General features: G+C 55.1%; 25 protein-coding genes. 17 read left to right on the forward strand and 8 right to left on the reverse strand.

The features are described 5' to 3' along the window. Window positions 1–7 precede the first annotated feature (7 nt). On the reverse strand, window positions 8–2416 hold the full coding sequence (locus FFI95_RS08685) for a DNA internalization-related competence protein ComEC/Rec2 (RefSeq protein WP_246069457.1): 2409 nt from the start codon (window positions 2414–2416) through the stop codon (window positions 8–10). An 80-nt stretch (window positions 2417–2496) separates the two neighbouring features. On the opposite strand from FFI95_RS08685, the gene FFI95_RS08690 reads away from it, so the two are divergent. Further along, entirely contained in the window at window positions 2497–3045 is a 549-nt protein-coding gene (locus tag FFI95_RS08690; protein ID WP_144822026.1) for a DUF2062 domain-containing protein, read from the forward strand. Here FFI95_RS08690 and lolD read toward each other — a convergent pair. From lolD to FFI95_RS15530, 3 genes are all read right to left on the reverse strand, one after another. After that, on the reverse strand, window positions 3033–3722 hold the full coding sequence (gene lolD / locus FFI95_RS08695; RefSeq protein ID WP_144822439.1) for a lipoprotein-releasing ABC transporter ATP-binding protein LolD: 690 nt from the start codon (window positions 3720–3722) through the stop codon (window positions 3033–3035). The two genes, FFI95_RS08690 and lolD, sit on opposite strands and share 13 nt — an antisense overlap. Window positions 3723–3735: 13 nt before the next feature. Further along, on the reverse strand, window positions 3736–4977 hold the full coding sequence (locus FFI95_RS08700; protein WP_144822027.1) for a lipoprotein-releasing ABC transporter permease subunit: 1242 nt from the start codon (window positions 4975–4977) through the stop codon (window positions 3736–3738). Window positions 4978–5039: 62 nt separating this feature from the next. Further along, the gene (locus FFI95_RS15530) at window positions 5040–5162 is read right to left on the reverse strand and encodes a hypothetical protein (protein ID WP_257535402.1); all 123 of its coding nucleotides are present in this window, start codon (window positions 5160–5162) and stop codon (window positions 5040–5042) included. Window positions 5163–5223: 61 nt separating this feature from the next. On the opposite strand from FFI95_RS15530, the gene FFI95_RS08705 reads away from it, so the two are divergent. From FFI95_RS08705 to infA, 7 genes are all read left to right on the forward strand, one after another. After that, a complete protein-coding gene (locus FFI95_RS08705; protein ID WP_144822028.1) occupies window positions 5224–5547 on the forward strand; it encodes an outer membrane protein assembly factor BamE in 324 nt (107 codons plus the stop codon). Between the two features lie 66 nt (window positions 5548–5613). Further along, entirely contained in the window at window positions 5614–6666 is a 1053-nt protein-coding gene (locus FFI95_RS08710) for an agmatine deiminase family protein (protein ID WP_144822029.1), read from the forward strand. A 13-nt stretch (window positions 6667–6679) separates the two neighbouring features. After that, window positions 6680–7591, forward strand: a complete 912-nt coding sequence (locus FFI95_RS08715) for an AAA family ATPase (protein ID WP_144822030.1) — start codon at window positions 6680–6682, stop codon at window positions 7589–7591. A gap of 139 nt (window positions 7592–7730) precedes the next feature. Further along, entirely contained in the window at window positions 7731–8684 is a 954-nt protein-coding gene (gene trxB / locus FFI95_RS08720; RefSeq protein ID WP_144822031.1) for a thioredoxin-disulfide reductase, read from the forward strand. Between the two features lie 5 nt (window positions 8685–8689). Beyond that, window positions 8690–9403 (forward strand): leucyl/phenylalanyl-tRNA--protein transferase, encoded by a 714-nt coding sequence (gene aat / locus FFI95_RS08725; protein WP_144822032.1) that lies wholly within the window; start codon window positions 8690–8692, stop codon window positions 9401–9403. Then, the gene (locus FFI95_RS08730; RefSeq protein ID WP_144822033.1) at window positions 9404–10117 is read left to right on the forward strand and encodes an arginyltransferase; all 714 of its coding nucleotides are present in this window, start codon (window positions 9404–9406) and stop codon (window positions 10115–10117) included. It begins immediately after the preceding gene. Between the two features lie 101 nt (window positions 10118–10218). After that, on the forward strand, window positions 10219–10437 hold the full coding sequence (gene infA / locus FFI95_RS08735; RefSeq protein WP_096781506.1) for a translation initiation factor IF-1: 219 nt from the start codon (window positions 10219–10221) through the stop codon (window positions 10435–10437). 124 nt (window positions 10438–10561) lie between these two features. Here infA and FFI95_RS15470 read toward each other — a convergent pair whose 3' ends face one another. Next, on the reverse strand, window positions 10562–10837 hold the full coding sequence (locus FFI95_RS15470) for a hypothetical protein (RefSeq protein ID WP_246069458.1): 276 nt from the start codon (window positions 10835–10837) through the stop codon (window positions 10562–10564). On the opposite strand from FFI95_RS15470, the gene FFI95_RS08740 reads away from it, so the two are divergent. Then, window positions 10830–11951 (forward strand): ferredoxin reductase family protein, encoded by a 1122-nt coding sequence (locus tag FFI95_RS08740; RefSeq protein WP_246069459.1) that lies wholly within the window; start codon window positions 10830–10832, stop codon window positions 11949–11951. The two genes, FFI95_RS15470 and FFI95_RS08740, sit on opposite strands and share 8 nt — an antisense overlap. Before the next feature lie 57 nt (window positions 11952–12008). Here the strand turns inward: FFI95_RS08740 and clpA are convergent, their stop codons facing one another. Together clpA and clpS are read right to left on the reverse strand one after the other, a co-directional pair. Further along, entirely contained in the window at window positions 12009–14279 is a 2271-nt protein-coding gene (gene clpA / locus FFI95_RS08745) for an ATP-dependent Clp protease ATP-binding subunit ClpA (RefSeq protein WP_144822034.1), read from the reverse strand. An 18-nt stretch (window positions 14280–14297) separates the two neighbouring features. After that, window positions 14298–14657, reverse strand: a complete 360-nt coding sequence (gene clpS / locus FFI95_RS08750) for an ATP-dependent Clp protease adapter ClpS (RefSeq protein WP_144822441.1) — start codon at window positions 14655–14657, stop codon at window positions 14298–14300. 311 nt (window positions 14658–14968) lie between these two features. Between clpS and FFI95_RS15535 the strand changes: the two genes are divergently transcribed. The 8 genes from FFI95_RS15535 (at window position 14969) to FFI95_RS08790 (ending at window position 21940) form a co-directional block, all read left to right on the forward strand. Further along, complete coding sequence (locus FFI95_RS15535) at window positions 14969–15262, forward strand: cold shock domain-containing protein (protein ID WP_144822035.1); 294 nt, start codon at window positions 14969–14971, stop codon at window positions 15260–15262. Window positions 15263–15381: 119 nt separating this feature from the next. Continuing rightward, the gene (locus tag FFI95_RS08760) at window positions 15382–16020 is read left to right on the forward strand and encodes a pseudouridine synthase (RefSeq protein WP_144822036.1); all 639 of its coding nucleotides are present in this window, start codon (window positions 15382–15384) and stop codon (window positions 16018–16020) included. Further along, a complete protein-coding gene (locus FFI95_RS08765) occupies window positions 16017–16466 on the forward strand; it encodes an NUDIX hydrolase (RefSeq protein ID WP_144822037.1) in 450 nt (149 codons plus the stop codon). Before FFI95_RS08760 ends, FFI95_RS08765 begins: the two co-directional genes overlap by 4 nt. A 51-nt stretch (window positions 16467–16517) precedes the next feature. Continuing rightward, the gene (gene mnmA / locus FFI95_RS08770; RefSeq protein WP_144822038.1) at window positions 16518–17702 is read left to right on the forward strand and encodes a tRNA 2-thiouridine(34) synthase MnmA; all 1185 of its coding nucleotides are present in this window, start codon (window positions 16518–16520) and stop codon (window positions 17700–17702) included. Further along, window positions 17699–18343: a high frequency lysogenization protein HflD gene (hflD, locus tag FFI95_RS08775; protein ID WP_144822039.1), complete on the forward strand. Its 645-nt coding sequence runs from the start codon at window positions 17699–17701 to the stop codon at window positions 18341–18343. The genes mnmA and hflD overlap by 4 nt, the downstream gene beginning before the upstream one ends. Before the next feature lie 87 nt (window positions 18344–18430). Then, a complete protein-coding gene (gene purB / locus FFI95_RS08780) occupies window positions 18431–19798 on the forward strand; it encodes an adenylosuccinate lyase (protein ID WP_144822040.1) in 1368 nt (455 codons plus the stop codon). A 17-nt stretch (window positions 19799–19815) separates the two neighbouring features. Then, window positions 19816–20967, forward strand: a complete 1152-nt coding sequence (locus FFI95_RS08785; protein ID WP_144822041.1) for a ribosomal protein uL16 3-hydroxylase — start codon at window positions 19816–19818, stop codon at window positions 20965–20967. A gap of 4 nt (window positions 20968–20971) precedes the next feature. Next, window positions 20972–21940: a GNAT family N-acetyltransferase gene (locus FFI95_RS08790; RefSeq protein WP_144822042.1), complete on the forward strand. Its 969-nt coding sequence runs from the start codon at window positions 20972–20974 to the stop codon at window positions 21938–21940. Here FFI95_RS08790 and FFI95_RS08795 read toward each other — a convergent pair. Continuing rightward, the gene (locus FFI95_RS08795) at window positions 21935–22939 is read right to left on the reverse strand and encodes a LysR family transcriptional regulator (RefSeq protein WP_144822043.1); all 1005 of its coding nucleotides are present in this window, start codon (window positions 22937–22939) and stop codon (window positions 21935–21937) included. The two genes, FFI95_RS08790 and FFI95_RS08795, sit on opposite strands and share 6 nt — an antisense overlap. Window positions 22940–23081: the final 142 nt, after the last annotated feature.

Below are 23081 nucleotides of genomic sequence, written 5' to 3' on the forward strand. Positions count from 1 at the left end.
CGCAGTGTCACGGTATTTTACATCGAGCCCTGGTCAGGCCCGGACCGGCAATCCAGAAGGGAGCTGTGTGCCGCGCCTCCCGGATGCTCAGTTCCCCTTCAGCCATTGCCATAACCAGACTGCCGGAACAGGCCGTGTTGAGCGCCCGCGCACCCGCCTGTCGGTAGCGAGCCGTTACATCTTCATGGGGATGACCATAGCGATGCCGGTATCCGGCCGTATAAATCACCAGATCCGGACTCAGCCCCTCAACCCAACGCGTTGAGGACGAGGTTTTGCTGCCATGATGCGGCGCAATTACGATCCGCTGTTGTGGTTGGACGGCGGATAACCGGTTTTGCACAGCCGTCAGATAACGCGCTTCAATACCGGCACTGATATCACCCGGGAATACCCATTCTGCGGCTGTACCATTGGTGCGCATGGTTAACACACAGGAGGCGTCATTACCTTCAACACCCGGGCCTGCCTGCCAGAAACTCAAGGATACTTTCTCTCCCAGTGTCCCTTCACCTGCGCACCCCTGAATTGTTACTGAAGGCTCGTTATTCAACCTGGCGTGAATTGCAGTTGGCTCACCGGTTATGATCGTTCCCACATCAAACGCCTTCAGCAACAGATCAATGCCACCCGAGTGGTCATTGTCAGCGTGACTGATAACCAGCGTGTGGATGCGCTGCACTCCCAGCGCCCTGAGGTTTGGAATCAGCACAGACTCCGCCGCGGAAAAGACGCCCTTTACTTCGGGCCCGGTGTCGTAAAGCAACACCTGATCGCCCGACCTCACCATGGCAGAAAGCCCCTGTCCGACATCCCACACCGTCACTTCCGGCTCCCCGATATCAGGGTTGCCAAGCTCAGCGGGCGAACCCGACGCCACCGCCCACCCCAGGACAAGAAGGCCGGCTGTTACCTGAAACGCCCGGAACGGCAGCGTTGCGATCAACAACACCACCACAGCAAACGCGAAAATTTCCAGAGCCGTGCCATTCAGCGCTGGCCAGTGCATACCTGCAACCCACTCCAGAGTGCCCCACAACCCGCCAAGCACTGCATCAAATATGGGAATGATAAACACCAGCAGTGAGGGCGCCAGCGCAACTACCAGAGCGCCAATGATCAGCACCGGCATCACTATTAACGAAACCCAGGGAATCGCAATAACATTGGCTAGCAAACCTGCAACCGGCTGCCCCTGCCCTAACTGCACGAGCAAGGGCCAGAGCCCGGCAAAAACTGCACCCTGAGCCAGCAACAGACCCGCGAGCCAGCCCGGACCTCCCAGCCTGCCTGCAAAAACGCAGATCAGTATTGAAACCGCCCCGAACGACAACCAGAACCCCTGATCCAGCGGTGCAAACGGATCAAGCAGAAGCACGAGGCCAAGAGCCATTACGAGTGAGTGCCAGACAGGCACCTGCCTGGCATTCAGTACATACCAGCTTCCCACGGTCACCATGAGCAGCGCTCTTCGGGTTGGCACCGTGAAACCCGCGGCCAGTGCATACCACAGACAGCAGACAAGCACGATCACAAACACCCCCAGACGAACAGAGCGCTCAGTAATCCGTGTTGCCGGCACCGCCAGCAGGATCCGGCGGGCAACAAACCCGGCTCCTATGGCAACAAGGCCCAGGTGGAGACCGGAAATGGCCACCAGATGAATAGTGCCGGTGGCCTTCAGCGTCTCCCAATGGGCGGAAGACAGGTGCCCCCGGTTGCCTATCAGCAACGAGGCTATCAGGGGGTATTGGCGGGCTTCGGAAAACCGGCTATCAACCCATTGGGCCAGCCGGCTATGAAGATCATGGTAGTGACATGCAACCCCACAGGGGACAGAGGAATCGGACACGGCACTGCGTACACTCCCGGTCGCCCGGTACCCCTTACGGAACAGCCAGTCCTCGTAACGAAAACCCGCCGGATTAAGCGTGCCATGGGGCCTTTTCAGCACCACCTGAAGCCGTAACCTGTGACCCGGAAGCCGACCCTGCGGTTGGCCATACCAGGCCAGGCGCAGGGTTGTGGGCAGGGGCTGGCCGGAACTCCGGGTCCGTGAATGCCCGTACCAGCCGGTCACACAAAAGCTGAACCGGATACTGTCAAAGCTACCCTCAGACGGCAGGCCACAGACGTAACCCGACACCTCTGCTGTTTCACCCTCCAGGTCCGCTGGAAGCCGCTCTGCCAGGCGCTCGTGGGCCCATAGATCAGCCCAGAAAAGGCCTGACACCAGCCCAAAAACAAGGAACCAGTACAGCCCGGAATCAAGTCGACGCGTTAAAAACGCGATCAATCCGACGGACACAGCCGCAGCCAGCAGCCACACTTGAGCTGGCAACACTGTCAGCCTATAAAGTAAGATGACGCCGCAGGAAAAAGCGAAGACGCCCAGTACTGTGGAGTGTTTGGACAATCCATGTCCTCCCGATGATGTTATCCGTCGGCGACATCCCTGGCGCCGGAGTTTCATTCTACTTGAAGGTAGAGCTTCACATGCCAAAGAAGTTCATGAAACGCTATCTGCCCTCACGGGAAAAAGTGCAGGCGATGCAATCGCTTGGCTTTCTGGGCGATATCCTCAATGAACCCAACCTATGGCATATTAACCGCCACAGCGTTGCCCGGGCGTTTCTGATTGGCGTCTTTTTCTGCTTTATTCCTATGCCATTCCAGATGCTGGCCGCTGCTTTCTTTGCCATCTGGGTCAACGCCAACCTGCCGCTGGCAGTGGTTCTGGTATGGATCAGTAACCCGGTCACCATGACCCCGATGTTCTACTTTAATTACAAGGTGGGCGCCTGGGCGCTGAACCGCCCGGTACTGAGCTTTGATTTCCAGCTCTCCTGGCCATGGATCAGTGAGCGCCTGCTGGACATTGGCATTCCGCTGTATCTGGGGTCACTGATTGTGGCCACACTCGCCGCATGCGTGGCCTATCTGGCCATACAATACCTCTGGCGCCGGAAAATACGCACCGACTGGCGTGATCGCCGGCAGGCCCGCAAGGAAGTCCGTCCACCCTCCCGAAATCAGGCCTCCTGAACCAGCCTTCCCTGCTCCAGCCGCAACACCCTGCCAAGGCTCCGGGCCATCCTCATGTCATGGGTGACCATAACAAACGCAATCCCGAGCTGGTCCCGCAGGGACTCAATAAGCGCCTGGACACCCTCGCCGGTCTGCTCGTCGAGATTACCTGTGGGCTCATCCATCAAAACACAGTCTGGCTCATTCACCAGCGCACGCGCGATAGCAACACGCTGGCGCTCACCCCCGGACAGTTCACCGGGTTTGTGTGCCAGACGCTCCCCAAGTCCCACTCGCTGCAGAATCGATTGCGCCCGTGAGCGCGCACCGCTTACCGACATATTGCCAAGCACGCAGGGCATCATGACATTTTCAAGCGCCGTGAACTCAGGTAGCAGGTGGTGAAACTGGTACACGAACCCCAGGTAGCGGTTGCGGAAACGTGCACGGCCGGCTTCTGACAAACGATGAATGTCTTTACCACAAATCGAAATCTGGCCTGAGGAGGGCTTATCCAGGCCGCCCAGCAGGTTAAGCAGGGTTGTTTTACCGGCGCCACTACTACCCACAATCGCCACAGTTTCGCCCGGACTGACCTGCAGAGAAATATCCGAGAATATCGTCAGCTTTTCCGGGCCCTGTGTGTAGGTCCGGGTAACCTGGCGGCAATCAATCACCAACGGGGTTTCTTTCATCGCACCGTTTTCCTTATTCATAACGCAGAGCCTCCGCAGGATCTACCCGTGACGCTCGCCAGGCCGGATACATGGTGGCCAATAAACTCATGGCCAGACCTGCACCGCTTATTACGGCCACATCCTGCCACTGCAACTGAGAAGGCAGGTAACTGATAAAGTATACATCGGCGCTCAGGAACTGATGTCCGAGAGCGGCCTCCAGCCAGGAGATAAAGGCACTGATATTGAGCGCCCCAAGAACACCAAGCGCTGTGCCCACCAGGGTGCCAAAAAGGCCAATCACAGCCCCCTGCACGATGAATATCCGCATGATGCGCCCGGGCGTTGCCCCCATGGTGCGTAAAATGGCGATATCGGCGGTTTTGTCCGTAACCACCATGACCAGCGTCGACACGATGTTAAAAGCGGCGACGGCGACAATGAACATCAACAGCAGGCCAATCATGGTTTTTTCCATGCGTATGGCCTGAAACAGATTGCCGTGGGTGCGGGTCCAGTCCGAAATGTAATAGCGGCCCGGCAACTCCCGGGCGGCTTCTTCAGCCACCTTGGGCGCTGCAAAGAGATCATCCACCAGAAGCCTCACACCTTCTGCTTTCCCGCCGGTTCGCATCAGTTTGGCCGCATCATCCATATGAATAAGCGTGTAATTGCCGTCAAGCTCTGCCCCAACACTGAAAATACCCTTTACGGTAAAGCGTTTGAGACGGGGCAGGACCCCCGCGGGAGTAACAGAAGCCTCCGGCAACACGACCGTTACCTTGTCTCCCAATTGCAGTCTCAGGCTCGCTGCCATGGTACGACCGACAATAATTCCGAACTCCCCCGAGACCAGATCATCCAGTGTGCCTTCAATCATGTGATTCTCGATGATTGAAACTGTGCGCTCTTCCTCCGGCAACACGCCATTGAGCATGACCCCACGCACATCCCCGCCACCGGTCACCATGCCCTGGCCCTGAATAAACGGAGCCGCTGCGAGCACCCGGGGATGTTCCTGCACCCGGGCATCTATGGATTCCCAGTCATCCAGCGGTCCGCTGCCTTGAATCGTGGCGTGGGGGACCATCCCCAGAATGCGCTGCTTTAATTCGCGGTCGAACCCGTTCATTACTGACAACACGATAATCAATACGGCAACACCCAGCATCAGCCCGATCATGGATGTGAGAGAAATAAATGAAATAAAGTGGTTGCGCCTTTTGGCCGCGGTGTAGCGCAGGCCGATATAAAACGATAAGGGTCTGAACATGAAGAGGTGCCTGTCGCTACCTTCGGGTTGGTCGTGGTCGGGAAGCCTGGAAGATTTTGCTTTCAGCCGGCTGATGTATGCGAGCGCGCATTATGACCTGTCACCAAAATCCCTTGCAACCGGATAAGCCAGAACTGAACCTGTAAACTGGCATTTTGGTTGAATTTACCTGTATCTTCAGTCATTACGCTTTATCCACCTTCCCGGCAGAATGCCGGAAGCGTCTGTTTTAACGGAGAAACCCCAATGGTGATAAAACGAACCCTGGCCGGCGCACTGGGCGCTACTCTTGCTCTGTGTCTGAGTGCAACCGTCGTTGCTGAAGACCTGCGAGTGCCTGTGGGTAATCAGGCAGACAGAAGCCAGCAGTATATGCCCAGAGTCGGCACAACCCAGGATTCGGTACGAGCTGCCTGGGGGCCGCCTCGCTCAATCAAGGGGCCAGTCGGCACTCCTCCGATCAGCCAGTGGCACTATGAGAACTTCGTGGTTTATTTCGAAGGAAACCGCACTGTCCACTCCGTTCTGAGCCCGGAGCGCCAAACGGTCAGGCCTGCCCCTGCAAAGTGAGCTCACTGGCAATACCAGACCATATATTTACAATGACAGCTTTTAAATTTGCAAGGTGACTTTAACGTGACATCCCGATGCGTGTTGCCCGCCGAGTGGGCCCCCCAGAGCGCTATTATGCTTACCTGGCCTCACCCAGGCTCCAGCCGCGGAAAAGATATTACCGATACAGAGCCGGTTTTCCTGGAACTTGCCCGGGCGATCCTGCGCTTTGAGAACCTGATTATCAGCTGCGAACATGTTATCCGTCTCCAGGAACTGGAACGCGAGCTTAATGCCTGGGCCGCCGCTCACGAGCTTCCGGGCCGCGTACACACGGCCCCGGCACCGGCAAACGATATATGGAGCCGGGACCATGGCCCGATTACGATCCTCAATGAAGGTCAGCCAACCGTGCTGGACTTCCGCTTTAATGCCTGGGGCGGCAAGTTTCCCTGGGAAAAAGACGATGCACTCAACCGTCACCTTGCCAACTTCAGCCTGTTTGGCACCGCCCCTGTGCATTCGGTAGACTTCGTTCTGGAAGGCGGCTCCATTGATTCCGATGGCGAAGGCACCCTGCTTGCCACCAGCGAGAGCCTGCTGACATCTACCCGGAACGCCTCCCTGGACCGCGGCGCCATAGAGCAGACGTTATCTGAAACACTGGGGGCAGACAGGATCCTGTGGCTCAACCATGGGTATTTGGCGGGAGATAACACTGACAGTCATATTGACGCCCTGGCCCGGTTCTGCGCCCCGGACCATATCTGCTATGTGGCTTGTCGGGATGTGGCAGACGAACACTACAGCGCCCTGGCGGCCATGGAAGAAGACCTGCAGAATTATCGCCAACGCGACGGCCAGCCCTACAAGCTGACAGCTCTGCCATGGCCAGACCCCGTATTCAGTGAAAAAGGTGAGCGCCTTCCGGCAACTTACGCCAGTTTCCAGATTATTAATGGCGCGATCCTGTTGCCGGTCTACGACTTACCCCAGGACCAGGAAGCCATAGACGTAATGAGCACCCTGTTTCCGGACCGGGAGATAATTCCGATCAACTGCCTGGCGCTGCTGCAGCAACACGGCAGCCTGCACAGTGTTACCATGCAGATTCCTGAAGGAGTCACCCCTGTATGAGCTACAACCCGGCATGAAAAACCTGGTAGATACCACCGTCAACCAGCTGAACCAGATTCTTTTGGGCAAAGACGAGCAGGTTCGCCTTGCTCTGTGCGGGTTGCTTGCCAGCGGGCATTTGCTTATTGAAGACATCCCCGGCATGGGCAAGACCACCCTGTCACATGCCCTGGCCCGGGTTATGGGCCTGAGCTACCAGCGCATACAATTCACAAACGACCTGCTCCCTGCTGACGTGCTGGGCTATTCCATATACGACAAGCAATCCGGAGGCCTGGTATTCCATCCGGGTCCTGTTTTTGCCCAGGTGGTCCTTGCGGATGAAATCAACCGTGCCTCGCCACGCACACAAAGCGCATTACTGGAGGCTATGGAGGAACGCCAGGTGTCTATCGAGGGTGAGACCCGGCCATTGCCGCAGCCGTTTTTTGTCATCGCCACCCAGAACCCAACCGAGCAAGGCGGTACTCACCCTCTGCCGGAATCACAGCTTGATCGCTTTCTGATGCGATTGCATCTGGGCTACCCGGACCCCCGGGCCGAGCGCGAGCTTCTGGAAGGCGAAGATCGTCAGATCATGACTAACCGCCTGAGCACCCTGTTGTCGGAAAGCGACCTGATGCAGCTTCAGGCAAATGTGCGCCAGGTGAACGCAAGCCCGGCACTGCTGGACTACCTGCAGCGCCTGCTGGAACAAAGCCGGCGTATGCCCGGGCTGCTTTATGGTCTGTCCCCCAGGGCCGGGCTCGGATTGCTCAGGGCCGCAAAAGCGTGGGCTCTTATGGAAGGCCGACAACATGTACTTCCCGATGATATCCAGGCAGTCTTCCCGGCCGTTGCCGGGCATCGCCTGGAGCAGGGGGAAGCTGGAAAAGGCGCAGAACGTGTACGCCAGTTGTTGAGCTCAACCTCTGTGCTGGAATAACCGGAGCAGATAGCAAGGCTTTATCAACGACATTGCCCAAAACAACTGGCGGTCTGCCGCTTTCATGATAAGCTTTTCTTTTTCTTGATATTAATGGCTCCAAGAGAGCCTGCAACCTATTGATTCAGTGAGACATCCCATGAGTGATACAAAACATTCCCGGCTCATCATTCTAGGCTCCGGCCCGGCCGGTTATACTGCGGCCGTTTATGCAGCCCGCGCCAACCTCAATCCCACACTGATTACAGGCATTGAAGTGGGCGGCCAACTGACTACAACCACCGACGTCGATAACTGGCCGGGTGACAACGATGGCGTACAGGGTCCGGAGCTTATGCAGCGCATGCTCAAGCACGCCGAGCGCTTTGAAACCAACGTGGTTTACGACACCATCAACGAAGCCGACCTGGAAAGCCGCCCCTTCCGACTCAAGGGCGACAGCGGCGAATACACCTGCGACGCTCTGATTATAGCCACAGGCGCATCTGCCATGTACCTGGGGCTCGAATCCGAAGAACGTTTCAAGGGCCAGGGTGTATCTGCCTGTGCCACCTGTGATGGTTTCTTTTATAAAAAGCAGAAAGTCGCCGTTATCGGTGGCGGCAACACGGCTGTTGAAGAAGCCTTGTACCTCTCGAACATTGCAGCGGAAGTAACTCTGGTTCATCGCCGTGACAGCCTGCGTGCGGAAAAAATTCTGCAAGACAAACTCTTCGATAAGGTGGAGAACGGCAATATTAAAATCCTGTGGGATCACACGCTTGATGAAGTCCTGGGTGACGGAACCGGCGTAACCGGCATGCGCGTTAAAAGCACGAAAGACGGCGCCACCCAGGATCTTGATCTCGCCGGCGTCTTTATTGCTATCGGGCATCAGCCCAACACCGGCCTTTTCGAAGGCCAGCTTGATATGACCAACGGCTACATTCACATCCGCTCAGGTCTGGAAGGCATGGCGACCCAGGCCAGCATCCCGGGCGTGTTTGCTGCCGGCGATGTTGCCGACCATGTTTACCGGCAGGCCGTAACTTCAGCCGGCTTCGGCTGCATGGCAGCCCTGGATGCGGAGAAATTTCTGGATCAGCAAGACTGAGCTGAATGACCCCGCTGCCCTGGTTAGACCCTGACCAACTGTGGTTCCCCCCGGCCGAGGAAGCCCTCGACGATCCCGACGGTCTTCTCGCCCTGGGGGGCGACCTTTCCACAGAGCGCCTGATCCTTGCCTACCGCAACGGGATTTTCCCCTGGTACAGCGACGATCAGCCGATACTCTGGTGGTCCCCGGACCCTCGCTGTGTCCTCTTTCCTGAAAACATCCATATTTCCAGGAGCCTGCGCAGAACACTCAATCAAGGACGTTTCCGGATCACCGCTGATCAGGCCTTTGGGCAGGTTATGCAACTGTGCGCCTCCACGCGCAGCGAAGGCACCTGGATCACGGATGACATGATCGCGAGCTACTCGGCACTGCACCGACAAGGCATCGCCCATTCAATAGAAGCATGGAATAAAAACGGAGAGTTGACCGGGGGGTTGTATGGGCTGGCCATAGGCCGGTGCTTCTTTGGTGAATCCATGTTTTCTCTTGAAACCAATGCATCCAAGGCAGTGATGGTCCACCTCGCCCGTCAGCTACAGGAATGGGGCTACTACATCATGGACTGCCAGGTGGAAAGCGACCACCTGCTCAGTATGGGCGCAAGCACTCTGGCCAGAAGCGACTTTTTGGCTATAATCAGTACATACATCGACCAGGAACCCGAACAGCCCGACTGGAACTTTCACTGGCAATGGTGCGGGCCGGAGGCATGAATGAGTAGCCTCAGAACACTGGTGTTCTTTGCAACCCCTGCCCATGATTGCAGCTATCTTCCCGGGCGTGAGGCTACAACCATGTTCGTGGACCCGCGCGCCAGCGTTGATAAAAAACTGTACAGCCAGCTGACAACACTCGGCTTCCGCCGCAGCGGGTCACACTATTACCGCCCCCACTGTGAAGCCTGTAACGCCTGCATTCCGGTACGACTGAGCGTAAACGATTTTCGCCCGGACCGAAGCCAGCGCCGGGTCTCACGCAAAAACAGCGATCTCGAATGCACCCTGGTGCCTGTGGCCTTCAATGAAGACTACTACCAGTTATACGCCAACTACATTGAATTAAGACATAAAGATGGCGACATGTACCCACCTTCACGGGAACAATTCACATCTTTTCTGGTAGATGGCGCTACAGATTCATGGTTTCTGGAAATGCGGCTGGAAGGGGAACTGATAGCACTGGCTGCTCTGGACGCCCTGGATGACGGTCTTTCTGCCATCTATACAGTCTTTGATCCCGTATATGAAAACCGCAGCCTGGGCACGTTTGCGGTCCTCTGGCAAATACAGGAAGCACGTCGGCGCAGCCTGCCCTATCTCTATCTGGGGTACTGGATAAAGCAATGCCGAAAAATGAATTATAAAACCCGATTCAAGCCCATTGAAGCCCTGCGTGGCGGCCAATGGCAGATACTGGATGATGTTTAGCACACATACGTACTAACGCGTTTTGCCAAACCTGTAAAAATCAGGCAGAATTACGCAATTTATAATTACGGAAAGTATTCCAAATAAGAGGTTTCTACTGAATGGCGAAGTCAGATGTCGTTGAAATGGAGGGCGTTATTCTTGATACCCTTCCAAACACCATGTTCCGGGTTGAACTCAGCAACGGTCACGTAGTGACTGCTCACATCTCCGGAAAGATGCGCAAAAACTATATTCGTATTCTGACCGGCGACAAGGTCAAGGTTGAGCTGACACCTTACGACCTGAGTAAAGGGCGGATTGTTTACCGCGCCCGCTGATTTTTTAGAATGTAGACTGAATCAAAAAAGGCCATCATTGATGGCCTTTTTTGATTCTACACCCCCCCGCACTCTCTCCTCGTTACCATAAGTGCTGACACTTCCGGACTCGATTTAGGCACTTCTACTTAGCTAGCCACCTAACCTCAAACACCTTGACCTGCATCATTATATCCACGCCTGCCTGTGGTATTTTGGCACGACGAAACATCGCCCCAAGTGGCTGGTGAAAACCCAGGAAACAAGGAGTTATTGTGATTATAAAAGCCTGGCAGGCTATTAGCGGCATTACTTTAATCACCGCTGCTACCGTATTAATCGAGATACCCAGAGACACTTGGGCGACCTCGGCAACCATCAGCCTCATATTAGGCGCAACAGCTTTGGCATGTATGGCCATGTCCTGCATCCTGGCCAGTCGCTGGCGCATAGTAGAACAAATGTTTGGCGGCCTGGATCAGCTCTATCAGACCCACAAATGGCTCGGCATCTGGGCTCTGGTTTTTGCGGCTTACCACCTGGTTTTCAAAGCCAAACTGGACTCCTGGGATATTGTTCCAATTCTGGAGTTGCCCAGATACTGGACTCGACTGGCCCGCCAACTCAGCATTGTCGCGCTTGGGCTGATTATCCTGTTGGCATTGAATCGTAATATCGCCTACAACCGCTGGCGCTGGCTACACAAGCTCTCCGGCCCTCTTTTTTTAATTGTCATCCTGCACTGGCTAAGCTTTAAATCCCCGATCATTCTGGCAAGCCCGTCAGGCATATGGCTGGCAGGGCTTTGCACCGTTGGGATCATCGCTGCGTTTTATAGGCTGCTGCTGTACCCATTCTTCGCACCGGGAGGTGAGTACAAGGTGGCTTCCGTGTCCCACGGCAATAAAGCTGTGCATCTGGAACTTGCGCCCGTGAAGACAGGTTTCCCCTTTCAGGCAGGTCAGTTCGGCTTTCTGGCCATGAAAGAAGCCGGTTTGCGCGAGCCGCACCCTTTCACTATTGCAAATGCGCCCTCGGACACCGGAAACCTTCATTTTGTGATACGGGCTTTAGGTGATTACACGCAAAAACTGAAAGCACAGGTCAAAGTAGGTATGTCAGCCAACGTGTTTGCCCCTCATGGCCGCTTTGAACGGATCGCAGGTGCAAAACGTGAAATCTGGATAGGCGCCGGCGTAGGCATATCGCCCTTTATCTCCTGGCTGGATGATAAAGCCCACGGCCATTTCGAGCGCGCCTCCCTGGTCTACTGTTTTGATCCATCACGCGCTTTCCCCAGCCTGGAACGAATGCAGCAAATGGCGGACAAGGCAGGCGTGCGACTTATTCCTAACCCAAGTGGTGGAGAAGCATTAGCCACAGCAATTCGCGAGTCCGCAACAGAAGTAGACCCACATCAGGTTCAGGTCAGCTTCTGCGGCCCCCAGGGACTGCTGAAACGGGTTAAAGAATTAATGAAAGAAAATGGCATCCCTGCAAAAAACCTCCATTATGAGTTCTTTGAGTTCCGCTAACCGAGGCGGGACCGGAATAATCCTGTAGAGCCCTGACAATCAAGGCTCTACAGGTCATCAGAGCACTTCAGCGGGTTCGTCCTCATAGTCGAAGACCAGCTCATCATCCTCAAGGTGAATGAAAACATCCCCACCTTTTTCAGACAGGCGGCCGAACAGAATCTGTTCAGCGAGCGGCCGTTTGATCTTGTCCTGAATCAGCCGGGACATCGGACGCGCACCCATGGTTGCGTCGTACCCCTTGTCAGCCAGCCAGGATTTAACGTCTTCATCCACATGCAGAACAACATGCTTTTCATCCAGCTGTGCCTGCAACTCCGTCAGGAACTTGTCCACTACGTGAGTAATAGTATCCTTGCGCAAGTCACCGAACTGAATAATACCGTCCAGCCGGTTACGGAACTCGGGGGTGAAGGTTTTTGAGATAATCTCCATGCCATCACTGCTGTGATCCTGTTCGCTGAAGCCAATGGAGCGGCGGGCCATGCTTTCGGCACCGGCGTTTGTGGTCATTACCAGAATCACGTGGCGGAAATCAGCTTTACGCCCGTTGTTGTCCGTCAACGTGCCGTGATCCATCACCTGCAGTAACAGGTTGAAGACCTCCGGGTGCGCCTTTTCAATCTCATCCAGCAACAACACACAGTGCGGATGTTTATTAACCGCTTCGGTTAACAACCCGCCCTGATCGTAACCGACGTACCCCGGAGGTGCGCCGATAAGACGGGAGACTGTGTGGCGTTCCATGTATTCGGACATATCGAACCGGACCAGCTCCACACCCAGCGCTTTGGCCAGCTGTCGGGTGACCTCTGTCTTACCCACACCGGTCGGCCCTGAGAACAGGAATGAACCTTCCGGCTTCTCCGGTTCCTTGAGGCCGGCACGGGCCAGCTTGATCGCCGTAGCCAGCGACTCAATAGCAGGATCCTGCCCGAAGACAACCATTTTGAGATCCCGCTCCAGGTTGCGCAGCAGGTCTTTATCACTGCTCGATACACTTTTCGGCGGAATGCGTGCAATTCTTGCCACCACTTCCTCGATTTCAGCAGCGTCGATCGTTGCCTTGCGCTTGTCTTCTGACATCAGGCGCTGACGTGCCCCTGCCTCATCAATAACATCAATGGCTTTATCTGGCAGATGGCGGTCGTTGATGTAACGATCAGCCAGCTGCGCAGCCACACGCAAAGCCTGATCGGTATACTTCAGGTCATGGTGTTTTTCAAAGTTCGGTTTCAGGCCTTTGAGTATCTGAAACGTATCCTCCACGCTCGGCTCGTTTACATCTATCTTCTGGAAGCGACGGGCCAGTGCGCTGTCTTTTTCAAACACACCCCGGAACTCCTGATAGGTGGTAGAGCCGATACACCGGAGTTCACCGGAACCCAGCATGGGCTTGAGCAGGTTTGAGGCATCCATTACACCACCGGATGCGGAACCGGCGCCAATGATGGTGTGTATTTCATCAATGAACAGAATTGCGTGCTTCTCTTTCTTCAACTCTGCGAGCAGGGCTTTCAGGCGCTTCTCAAAGTCGCCCCGATATTTGGTTCCGGCCAGTAAGGCGCCCAGATCCAGCGAATATACAACACCATCTGCAATAACGTCGGGCACCTGCCCGTCGACAATCCGTTTGGCCAGCCCTTCAGCTATGGCGGTTTTACCGACGCCAGCCTCTCCTACCAGCAGCGGATTGTTCTTGCGTCGACGCGCGAGTATCTGCACCACACGCTCAACTTCGTGTTCGCGGCCAATCAGCGGGTCGATGCGCCCCTGACGTGCCTGCTCATTCAGGTTGGATGAATAGGCTTCCAGCGGGCTGGACTGACCGCCTTCTTCGGCAGCCTCATCCTGTGAGATATGCTCACTTCCCTCCTCATCTTCTGCGCCCTGTACACGGGAAATCCCATGGGACACAAAATTAACCACATCAATGCGTGCAACATTCTGCTTTTTCAGAAGGTATACAGCCTGGCTCTCCTGTTCGCTGAAAATTGCGACCAGAACATTCGCGCCCGTTACCTCTTTTTTCCCTGAGGACTGCACATGGAATACTGCACGCTGCAGCACTCTCTGGAAACCCAGAGTCGGCTGAGTTTCACGCTCGTGATCGCTACTCGGAATCAGCGGCGTTGTGGAATCCACAAACTCAATCAGTTCATCCTGGAGTTCCTTGAGGTCTGCACCACAAGCTCTCAAAACCCCCACTGCCGATTCATTCTCCAGCAGAGCCAGCAATAAATGCTCTACGGTCATGAACTCATGGCGCTTGTCGCGGGCACTTTTGAAAGCTGTATTCAGCGTAATTTCAAGATCTTTGCTCAGCATGGGCCACCCCAACGTCTATCAGTCCGCACATTCAATCTCGCAAAGGAGCGGATGCTCGCATTCCGAAGAATACTGGTTCACCTGTGCCGCCTTTGTTTCCGCGATATCCCGGGTATATACCCCGCATACTGCCTTTCCCTGAGTATGGACGAGCAGCATCACCTGTGTCGCCTTTTCTTCATTCATTCCGAAGAATGTCATCAGCACATCCACAACAAAATCCATGGGTGTGTAGTCATCATTCAAAAGCACCACCTTGAACTGCGATGGACGCTTAAGCTCAGGTTTTTCGGGAGCAACGCTGAGGTCGTCCTGCCGCCCCGGCTGTTCGTCCTCCCCCTGATTAAATACTAGTAGAGAATTTTCGATAGTCCGCATCATTCTTTACCGGTTATCGGTGTCCTTCATTAATGTGGTTGTCGAACCCCGGGTTTTCAAGTCCGCACCCACCCGGGGACTGGATAATAGTCAATACGAACATGATACCGTTTCCAGACTGGGTTCAACCACACATTACTGCAATAGAAACTATTGACTAGACCCGAGGTTTCGTCGACAGTTACTTTGTAAGTGTAAAGTAATGTAAAAAAATAAGTAGTTCATGTGACAGAGCCGTCGTCCTGGATCGACTGGACCGGCCATTGAACCAAACAACAACAATTGACAGCAAAAGTACAAGGGAGTTCATCATGCCAAGAGGCACAGTAAAATGGTTCAATAATGCCAAAGGGTACGGCTTCATTATTGAAGACGGCTGCAATGAAGACCTGTTTGCTCACTTTTCGTCCGTCTGTATGGACGGCTACAAGACACTGAAAGCCGGCCAGGCAGTCAGCTTTGAAAAAAAGCCGAGCGACAAAGGCATACACGCGGTTAATATTGTCCCTGAAGACTCCGGCAACAAAAAACAGCCCGGTAACGGTACTGCTGCAGCGGATTCTTCAGAGCGAGAGTCAGCCGAAGCCGGTCGCTACCTGGTCTGAAGTCAGCGGACCTGTGGTGGCAGCACTGTACACGGTCCGCAGACGCCCGGTTTAAAACCCTGCATTTTCATCGTATTCTCCCTGACCTGATTCAACACTTAACCGGGAGATACTGTTGGATGGCTGAACTCATACTTTTTAATAAACCCTTTCAGGTACTCAGCCAGTTTACAGACCCCGGAGCCGCAACCGAAGGGCAGCCGAGGGCAACCCTGGCGGACTGGATTCATATTCCGCAGATCTATCCTGCCGGACGGCTTGATTACGATTCTGAAGGTCTCCTGTTGTTAACTGGCAATGGCGCACTGCAGCATCGCATTGCCTCGCCAGCCCGACACACGCCAAAAACCTATTGGGTTCAGGTTGAAGGCGATGTAACAGCCGGGGCAGTACAAAAGCTCGCAGCCGGAGTCACCCTGAAAGACGGCCCCACAAAGCCGGCACAGGCGCGCAGGATACAGGCACCAGAGGTCTGGCCCCGCATACCCCCGATACGCAGCCGGGATACAATCCCCACCAGCTGGCTGGAGCTGACGATTACCGAGGGCCGCAACAGGCAGGTACGGCGAATGACGGCAGCCGTCGGGTTTCCAACTCTGAGGCTGATCCGCTATCGTATTGGCGACTGGTCGCTGGAGGGCCTGGGCCCGGGGGAGTATCGAACCACCCACGTTAACCTGCCCGCTGCCCCGCCCCGTCGAAAGCGCCCGACACCTTCCCGGGCAAGCAGGAAACCAAGGAGAGCCCGAAGATCATGACCTGGACACCCCATGCCACAGTAGCCGTAGTTGTTGAAGACGCCCATGGCCGGTTTCTGATGGTCGAAGAACGCAGCAGTGGCCGGGTTGTATTCAATCAGCCCGCCGGCCACGTTGAGGAAGACGAGGCGATTCCGGATGCAGCCCGACGCGAAGCCCTGGAGGAAACCGGCTGGGATATAGAACCGGAACATTTTCTTGGGTTTTATACATACAAAGCACCGGCAAACGGCGTGACCTACTACCGTTTCTGTTTTATCGGAAGAGCCAAAGAGCGGATAACCGATCAGCTCGATACCGGGATTATTGCCGCGCACTGGTTATCGCTGGATGACATCCGACAGCTAGGTGACAAACTCCGGAGCCCACTGATTATTAAAAGCATAGAAGATTACCGAAACGGACGACGTTATCCGCTGGATGTCATTACCGATTCGCAGACGTAGCAACCACAAAATGGTATACTCACGCCTTTTTCACCGGTGCCCAGAGTTACCATGACCAATACGTTGCCCGAAGCTCACTCCCCCAGAAATACTCACGTCATTGTTGGCATGTCCGGCGGTGTCGACTCGTCGGTCGCAGCCTGGCTGCTTAAAGACCAGGGGTATCAGGTAGAAGGCCTGTTTATGAAGAACTGGGATGAAGATGACGGTACCGAATACTGCACCGCCATGACAGACCTCGAAGACGCCCAGGCTGTTGCGGATGCAATCGGCATAAAGCTGCATACCGCAAGCTTCGCTGCCGAGTACTGGGACCGGGTATTCGAGCATTTTCTTTCAGAATACCAGGCTGGCCGCACTCCCAACCCGGACATACTGTGCAACAAGGAAGTCAAATTCCGGGCATTTCTCGATTATGCAATCACCCTGGGTGCTGATTATATTGCCACCGGCCATTATACCCGGCAGCGCCCGGCTGCCAATGGCTCCGACAAAGCTCTTTTACTGAAGGGGCTGGATGCCAACAAAGACCAGAGCTATTTCCTCCACGCGGTTTCTGGTGAACGCCTGGCACGCACCCTGTTTCCGGTAGGCGAACTGGCAAAGCCGGACGTACGCCGCATCGCCGAAGAACAGGGCTTTGTGACTCACGATAAAAAAGATTCTACCGGCATCTGCTTTATCGGAGAGCGGAAGTTCAGTGATTTTCTGAAGCAGTACCTGCCTGCGCAGCCGGGTGATATCGAGACACCCGACGGCACGAAGATTGGTCGCCACCAGGGGCTGATGTACCACACCATCGGACAACGCCAGGGTTTGGGCATTGGCGGACTCAGCGAATTCGCAGACGACCCCTGGTACGTTGCAGGTAAGGATCTGGAACGTAATGTCCTCACTGCCGTGCAGGGAAAACAGAACCCACTGCTGTTTTCCCGCGGTTTGTTGTCCGACCCGGTAGACTGGGTTTCGGGAGAACCTCCGGCACACAGTTTCCGCTGTAAAGCCAAAACCCGGTACCGCCAGCCAGATCAGGATTGCGAGGTTACGGTTATTGAAGGCGGCGTAAAAGTTGTGTTCGATGATGCTCAAAGAGCAGTAACCCCGGGGCAATCCGTTGTGTTTTATGACGGTGACGTCTGCCTTGGAGGCGCCGTCATCACACAAACCTGGCGCGATGGTGAAGCTCTGCCAGAGCGCATCCTGCACTGCGTGGACGCTGCGGACAAAGTATCATGAGCCGGTCCCTGCATGATCAGACCCTGGCACTGGCCGGCGTCTTCCAGGCTGCTGACCTGGTGCAGCAAATCGCGAACAACGGGCACTGCAATGAAACCAGCATGGAAACCAGCCTGCGCTCTTTGTTTGCCACCGACCCGGCCACGACGCTGGATGTGTATGGCGGTGAGCTGACCGATCTGCGCGAGGGCCTGATTACCCTGTCTTCCGTTCTGAGCGAGCAGAACAAACAGCAGGACATTGAAGTGTTGCGCTACGTACTGAACCTGATTCACCTGGAGTCACGGCTCAACCGCCACGGAGATATGCTGCAAGTCATTGGCAGCCGCATTGATCAGGCAAGGCATACTGCGAGCCACTTTGGCTACACACATGCAAACCTGATCAGTAATCTCGCCTCCATTTATACGGATACCATCAGCACCTTTCGCCTGCGTATTCAGGTAAGCGGCAATCCGAGCTTGCTTCAGCGGGACGAGAATGCCGCTAAAGTGCGAGCTCTTCTTCTGGCGGGCATCCGGTCTGCAGTGCTCTGGAGACAAACCGGCGGCCGGCGCTGGCAGCTGATACTTTCACGCCGTAAAGTGGTCAGGTATGCCCGGGAGCTCGCCGATAAAGCCAACACGTCTTTTGATAACTGACCTGAGACCCCTGATGTCGCCGGCAAAGCTGGTGTATTATGTCCCTGTTTTTCCCAACCGTCTCTTTGATCATTTGTGAGGTTTTCGATGGAACTCAACGCCCTGACCGCCATTTCCCCGGTCGATGGACGCTATGGCAACAAAGTCAGCGTTTTTCGTGGCATTTTCAGTGAATATGGCCTGATCAGGAACCGCGTGACGGTCGAAATCCGGTGGCTGCAACAGCTGGCGGATCACCCGGGCATAAAAGAAGTTCCAGCATTCAGTGCCGACGCAAACGCGTTCCTTGACACCATGGTGAGCGAATTCAGCCTGGCTGACGCTGAGCGCATCAAAGACATTGAGCGCACCACCAATCACGATGTCAAAGCGGTTGAGTACTTTATCAAGGAAAAAATTGCCAGTGTTCCGGAGCTGCATGCGGTCACCGAGTTTGTTCACTTTGCCTGTACCTCGGAAGACATCAACAACCTGTCACATGCACTGATGCTCCGTGAAGGTCTGGACAATGGCCTTCTTCCCGCCATGAACCGTCTTACCGACAAGCTGAAGACCCTGGCCAAAGAACATGCCGAACAACCCATGCTGTCCCGCACCCATGGTCAAACTGCGTCTCCCACCACCGTAGGCAAGGAGCTGGCTAACGTTGTGTACCGCCTGCAGCGGCAGATACAACAAGTACAGGGCATTGAAATTCTGGGTAAGATCAACGGCGCCGTTGGCAACTACAACGCTCACATTTCAGCCTACCCGGCGGTGGACTGGGCTGCCAACGCCAAAGCCTTTATTGAAAGCCTCGGCCTCAACTTCAATCCGTACACAACACAGATTGAGCCCCACGACTATATCGCGGAACTGTACGACGCGGTTGCCCGCTTCAATACAATCGTGACGGATCTTGACCGGGACATCTGGGGTTATATTTCATTGGGTTATTTCAAGCAAAAGACCATTGAAGGCGAGGTAGGCTCCTCTACCATGCCCCACAAGGTTAACCCGATCGACTTTGAAAACTCGGAAGGCAACCTCGGCATTGCCAATGCGATCCTTGGCCATCTGTCAGCCAAGCTGCCAATTTCCCGTTGGCAACGTGACCTGACAGACTCGACTGTGCTGCGGAACTTGGGTGTTGGCTTTGCCCACAGCCTTATTGCCTATGAGGCAACCCTGAAGGGACTTGGCAAACTGGAAATCAACCCGGCGCGCCTGGATGAAGATCTTGACCATGCGTGGGAAGTGCTGGCCGAGCCCATCCAGACCATCATGCGCCGGTACAACATCGAAAAGCCCTACGAAAAACTGAAGACTCTGACCCGCGGCAAAGCCATGACACCTGAGGTGATCAGAAACTTTGTGGAGAATCTTGAGATTCCCGACAGTGCCAAGGCTGAGCTGATGGCACTGACGCCAAGCAACTACACCGGGAACGCCGTGGATCAGGCCCGCAACATCTGAATAAAGGAAACACAACCATGGACATGCTTGGCGGCCTCTCGCCTTCAGAATTCCTGCGGGACTACTGGCAGAAAAAGCCACTGGTTATTCGCCAGGCATTTCCCGGCTTCCAGTGCCCGGTCGATGCCAACGAACTGGCCGGGCTGGCTTGTGAAGAAGCCGTAGAGTCCCGCATTGTTATTGAAAACGATCACGGTAACCCATGGCAGCTTCATAACGGTCCTTTTTCCGAAGAACGTTTCAGTGAGTTGCCCCAACAGGACTGGACGCTGCTGGTACAAGGGCTTGATCACTGGGTTCCCGAGGTTGCCGATCTCCTGGAGCACTTTCGTTTCGTGCCCAACTGGCGCCTTGACGACATCATGGCAAGCTATGCCCCAAAAGGCGGCAGCGTAGGCCCCCATTACGACCAGTATGACGTATTCCTGCTGCAGGCCCAGGGGCATCGTCGCTGGGCATTCGGCGGCCACTGCGACGAAAGCTCGCCGCGGGTAGAAGGCACTCCCCTGCGTATACTCAGTGACTGGGAAGGCGATGAAACCGTCACCCTGGAGCCGGGAGATATGCTGTACCTGCCTCCGGGAATTGGTCACCATGGCGTCGCGGAAGATGACTGCATTACCCTTTCGGTTGGCTTCCGTGCTCCCACCATCGACGATGTTCTCACAGGGTTTACCGATTTCCTTTGCAGTCAGTCAGATGCTGCCAGCCATCTGAACGATCCGGACCTTCAGGTGCAGGACAACCCGGGCGCCATAGCGCCGGACGTTATTGAACGGCTACACTCAATTCTTATGGACAAACTCAGCGACAAGCGCCAGCTGTCGTTGTGGTTCGGTCAGTATGCCACTGCTCCCAAAAGCCTCGAGATTGTGGTTCCTGCGGATGAGCCAGCCTCGGAAGACGAATTTGCCGATGCCGTTCGCTCGGGCGCACAACTGCGCTGGAACGAAGGTTCCCGCTTTGCCTACCATGAAAACGAAAATGAAACGGCCCTGTTTGCAGATGGCGAGCAGTTCTTACTCAAAGGCGATGCCCGCCCGCTTGCCCCTGTCCTGTGTGCGGGTGCCCGTATTGACATGAACGCACTTGCTCTGTTTACCGGAGACCCTGCACTGCTTGGTCTGCTGACAAACCTCTATAATCAGGGCTCGGTTTACTTCGAGTAACGTCATGACTATCCGGATTCAAAAATACAGCTGGCAATTTGCGCCACCTCAGATCCGGGACATCCGGCACAAGGTGTTTGTTGAAGAACAAAACGTACCGCCGGAACTGGAATGGGACGCCACCGATGAGATTGCCGATCATTTTCTCGCTGTGCTGCCCGATGATACACCGGTGGGTGTGGCTCGCCTGTTCTCCACGTCTGATGAAACCGGTCATATCGGCCGCATGGCCATTCTTCCCGGGTTCCGCGGCCAGGGCATGGGTGAAGCCCTGCTGAAACATTTGATCAGGGAATCGTCGGAGCACTACCAGGAACTGAAGCTATCAGCCCAGAAACACGCGATAGCCTTCTACCAGCGGGCCGGTTTTCACATCTGTTCAGAACCGTACCAGGACGCCGGTATCCCCCACCTGGACATGCGTTGTCTTGCGCCCGCACTTCTGAGTGATCAGGCAGTTTCCATCAGGCATCACCCCATGCTACTGGGTACAGATACACAGCCCTGGCTGTTCGATGATGAATCCAGCATGCTGGGGCTGATGGACTCCATAGTCGGCCAGGCCAGACGGCGGTTGTGGCTGTATGACAAGCTGCTGGATCCTGACCTTTACGATCGAAACAGGTTACGGGACCTTATCTCCGAACTCGCCCGGGGCCACCATCTCAGCGACGTCCGCCTGCTTATCCATGATGACAAGCCCTTGGTAAAACGCAGGCACCAGCTTGTTGAGCTGATGCGAAGGCTACCCAGTCACGTCAAACTGAAGCTCGTTAACCGTGACTACCCCCACGATGACCGGCCCTTCATGCTCGCAGACCGGGAAGGCGTTCTGTGCAGGCATGACTTTACCCGACCTTCAGGGTTTGCGGAGTTTGCCGGCAGCGGCCGGGTAAGATTATTGTCGGACACCTACCAGCGTATGTGGGATGCAGGACGCAACTCCCTTGAACTGCGTGAGTTACGTCTATAAAGAGCCAACATCCGGTATGTCCCCGGACTCGAAGCGGGCTCCGAAGGGGGCGAACTCCTCATCCACTTCTTCGGCAACATCGGTAATCAGCCTGCGAAGCCACTGGTGATCCGAGTTGTGCTGCAGTAGTGGGCTCCAGGCCATTTTCAGTTCGAACGGCGGAATTTCAAAAGGTGGTACTTTCACAACAAGGTTGGCATTGTCTTTTTGCAGCCAGGCCGCCTTTGACGGTAACGTCGCTATAAGGTCGTGCTGCTCCGCAAGCAGCATGGCCGACTGGTAATGGCGAGTGAATACAGAAATGCGGCGCTTACGCCCCAGACGCGAGACGGCTTCATCTACCCAACCCAGGCGTTGCACATCTTTCGGGTTAACTCCCACGCCCACACCGAAGCCGGTTTTGCTTACCCAGATGTGACTTGCATCCAGATAGGTATCCAGCGTAAATGGCTTCTCCAGTATCGGGTTGCGGGCATTCATCAGACAGGCAAAATGCTCTGTCCACAGGGTTCTCTGATGAAACGACTGCGGAAGGGTATCGAAGCGGTTAATGGCCATATCCAGGCGCCCCTGCTCCACATCCAGAAAACTGACATCACTTGGGGTCAGCACATCCAGCGTTACGTGGGGCGCTTCCTGCCGGATACGACGCAACACCCTGGGCATAAGGCACGACTCGGCATAGTCACTGGCCATTATGCGAAACACCCGCTGACTCTCCAGGGCTGAAAATGGTGTTTTCTCCTGCACCGCCTGCTCAATATCTGCAAGTATACTCCTGACCAGAGGCTGTAACTCCTGAGCACGCTCGGTTGCTGTCATACCCTCACTGGTACGCACCAGCAACGGGTCGCCAAACAACTCTCTCAGTCGCCGCAAACTGTTGCTCATCGCGGGCTGGGTAATACCTACATGGGTTGCAGCTTTGGTAACATTGCGCTCCCGGAGCAACACATCCAGAGACACAAGAAGATTCAGGTCGATGCGGGAAATATCCATTAAAAGCTCCGATACACAGTTAAACGACTCGTCGGGCAGACTTCAAGAAGCAAACCCGGCATTCACATGCATTATACCCAAACCAACAACAATTCACCAAGCTAATACCAAGACAAGCTTTTACATTTGGCGACGGATTCAA

Origin of the sequence: Marinobacter piscis (assembly GCF_007671655.1) — a bacterium.
GTDB lineage: Bacteria > Pseudomonadota > Gammaproteobacteria > Pseudomonadales > Oleiphilaceae > Marinobacter > Marinobacter piscensis.

What these genes read in the sequence shown, in the direction of transcription:
- FFI95_RS08690 (WP_144822026.1), top strand. Translation starts at nt 2,497, where the DNA reads ATGCCAAAGAAGTTCATGAAACGCTATCTGCCCTCACGGGAAAAAGTG.
- lolD (WP_144822439.1), bottom strand. Translation starts at nt 3,722, where the DNA reads ATGAAAGAAACCCCGTTGGTGATTGATTGCCGCCAGGTTACCCGGACC.
- FFI95_RS08700 (WP_144822027.1), bottom strand. Translation starts at nt 4,977, where the DNA reads ATGTTCAGACCCTTATCGTTTTATATCGGCCTGCGCTACACCGCGGCC.
- FFI95_RS15530 (WP_257535402.1), bottom strand. Translation starts at nt 5,162, where the DNA reads ATGACTGAAGATACAGGTAAATTCAACCAAAATGCCAGTTTACAGGTT.
- FFI95_RS08705 (WP_144822028.1), top strand. Translation starts at nt 5,224, where the DNA reads ATGGTGATAAAACGAACCCTGGCCGGCGCACTGGGCGCTACTCTTGCT.
- FFI95_RS08715 (WP_144822030.1), top strand. Translation starts at nt 6,680, where the DNA reads ATGAAAAACCTGGTAGATACCACCGTCAACCAGCTGAACCAGATTCTT.
- trxB (WP_144822031.1), top strand. Translation starts at nt 7,731, where the DNA reads ATGAGTGATACAAAACATTCCCGGCTCATCATTCTAGGCTCCGGCCCG.
- aat (WP_144822032.1), top strand. Translation starts at nt 8,690, where the DNA reads ATGACCCCGCTGCCCTGGTTAGACCCTGACCAACTGTGGTTCCCCCCG.
- FFI95_RS08730 (WP_144822033.1), top strand. Translation starts at nt 9,404, where the DNA reads ATGAGTAGCCTCAGAACACTGGTGTTCTTTGCAACCCCTGCCCATGAT.
- infA (WP_096781506.1), top strand. Translation starts at nt 10,219, where the DNA reads ATGGCGAAGTCAGATGTCGTTGAAATGGAGGGCGTTATTCTTGATACC.
- FFI95_RS08740 (WP_246069459.1), top strand. Translation starts at nt 10,830, where the DNA reads ATGGCCATGTCCTGCATCCTGGCCAGTCGCTGGCGCATAGTAGAACAA.
- FFI95_RS15470 (WP_246069458.1), bottom strand. Translation starts at nt 10,837, where the DNA reads ATGGCCATACATGCCAAAGCTGTTGCGCCTAATATGAGGCTGATGGTT.
- clpA (WP_144822034.1), bottom strand. Translation starts at nt 14,279, where the DNA reads ATGCTGAGCAAAGATCTTGAAATTACGCTGAATACAGCTTTCAAAAGT.
- clpS (WP_144822441.1), bottom strand. Translation starts at nt 14,657, where the DNA reads ATGCGGACTATCGAAAATTCTCTACTAGTATTTAATCAGGGGGAGGAC.
- FFI95_RS15535 (WP_144822035.1), top strand. Translation starts at nt 14,969, where the DNA reads ATGCCAAGAGGCACAGTAAAATGGTTCAATAATGCCAAAGGGTACGGC.
- FFI95_RS08760 (WP_144822036.1), top strand. Translation starts at nt 15,382, where the DNA reads ATGGCTGAACTCATACTTTTTAATAAACCCTTTCAGGTACTCAGCCAG.
- FFI95_RS08765 (WP_144822037.1), top strand. Translation starts at nt 16,017, where the DNA reads ATGACCTGGACACCCCATGCCACAGTAGCCGTAGTTGTTGAAGACGCC.
- mnmA (WP_144822038.1), top strand. Translation starts at nt 16,518, where the DNA reads ATGACCAATACGTTGCCCGAAGCTCACTCCCCCAGAAATACTCACGTC.
- hflD (WP_144822039.1), top strand. Translation starts at nt 17,699, where the DNA reads ATGAGCCGGTCCCTGCATGATCAGACCCTGGCACTGGCCGGCGTCTTC.
- purB (WP_144822040.1), top strand. Translation starts at nt 18,431, where the DNA reads ATGGAACTCAACGCCCTGACCGCCATTTCCCCGGTCGATGGACGCTAT.
- FFI95_RS08785 (WP_144822041.1), top strand. Translation starts at nt 19,816, where the DNA reads ATGGACATGCTTGGCGGCCTCTCGCCTTCAGAATTCCTGCGGGACTAC.
- FFI95_RS08790 (WP_144822042.1), top strand. Translation starts at nt 20,972, where the DNA reads ATGACTATCCGGATTCAAAAATACAGCTGGCAATTTGCGCCACCTCAG.
- FFI95_RS08795 (WP_144822043.1), bottom strand. Translation starts at nt 22,939, where the DNA reads ATGGATATTTCCCGCATCGACCTGAATCTTCTTGTGTCTCTGGATGTG.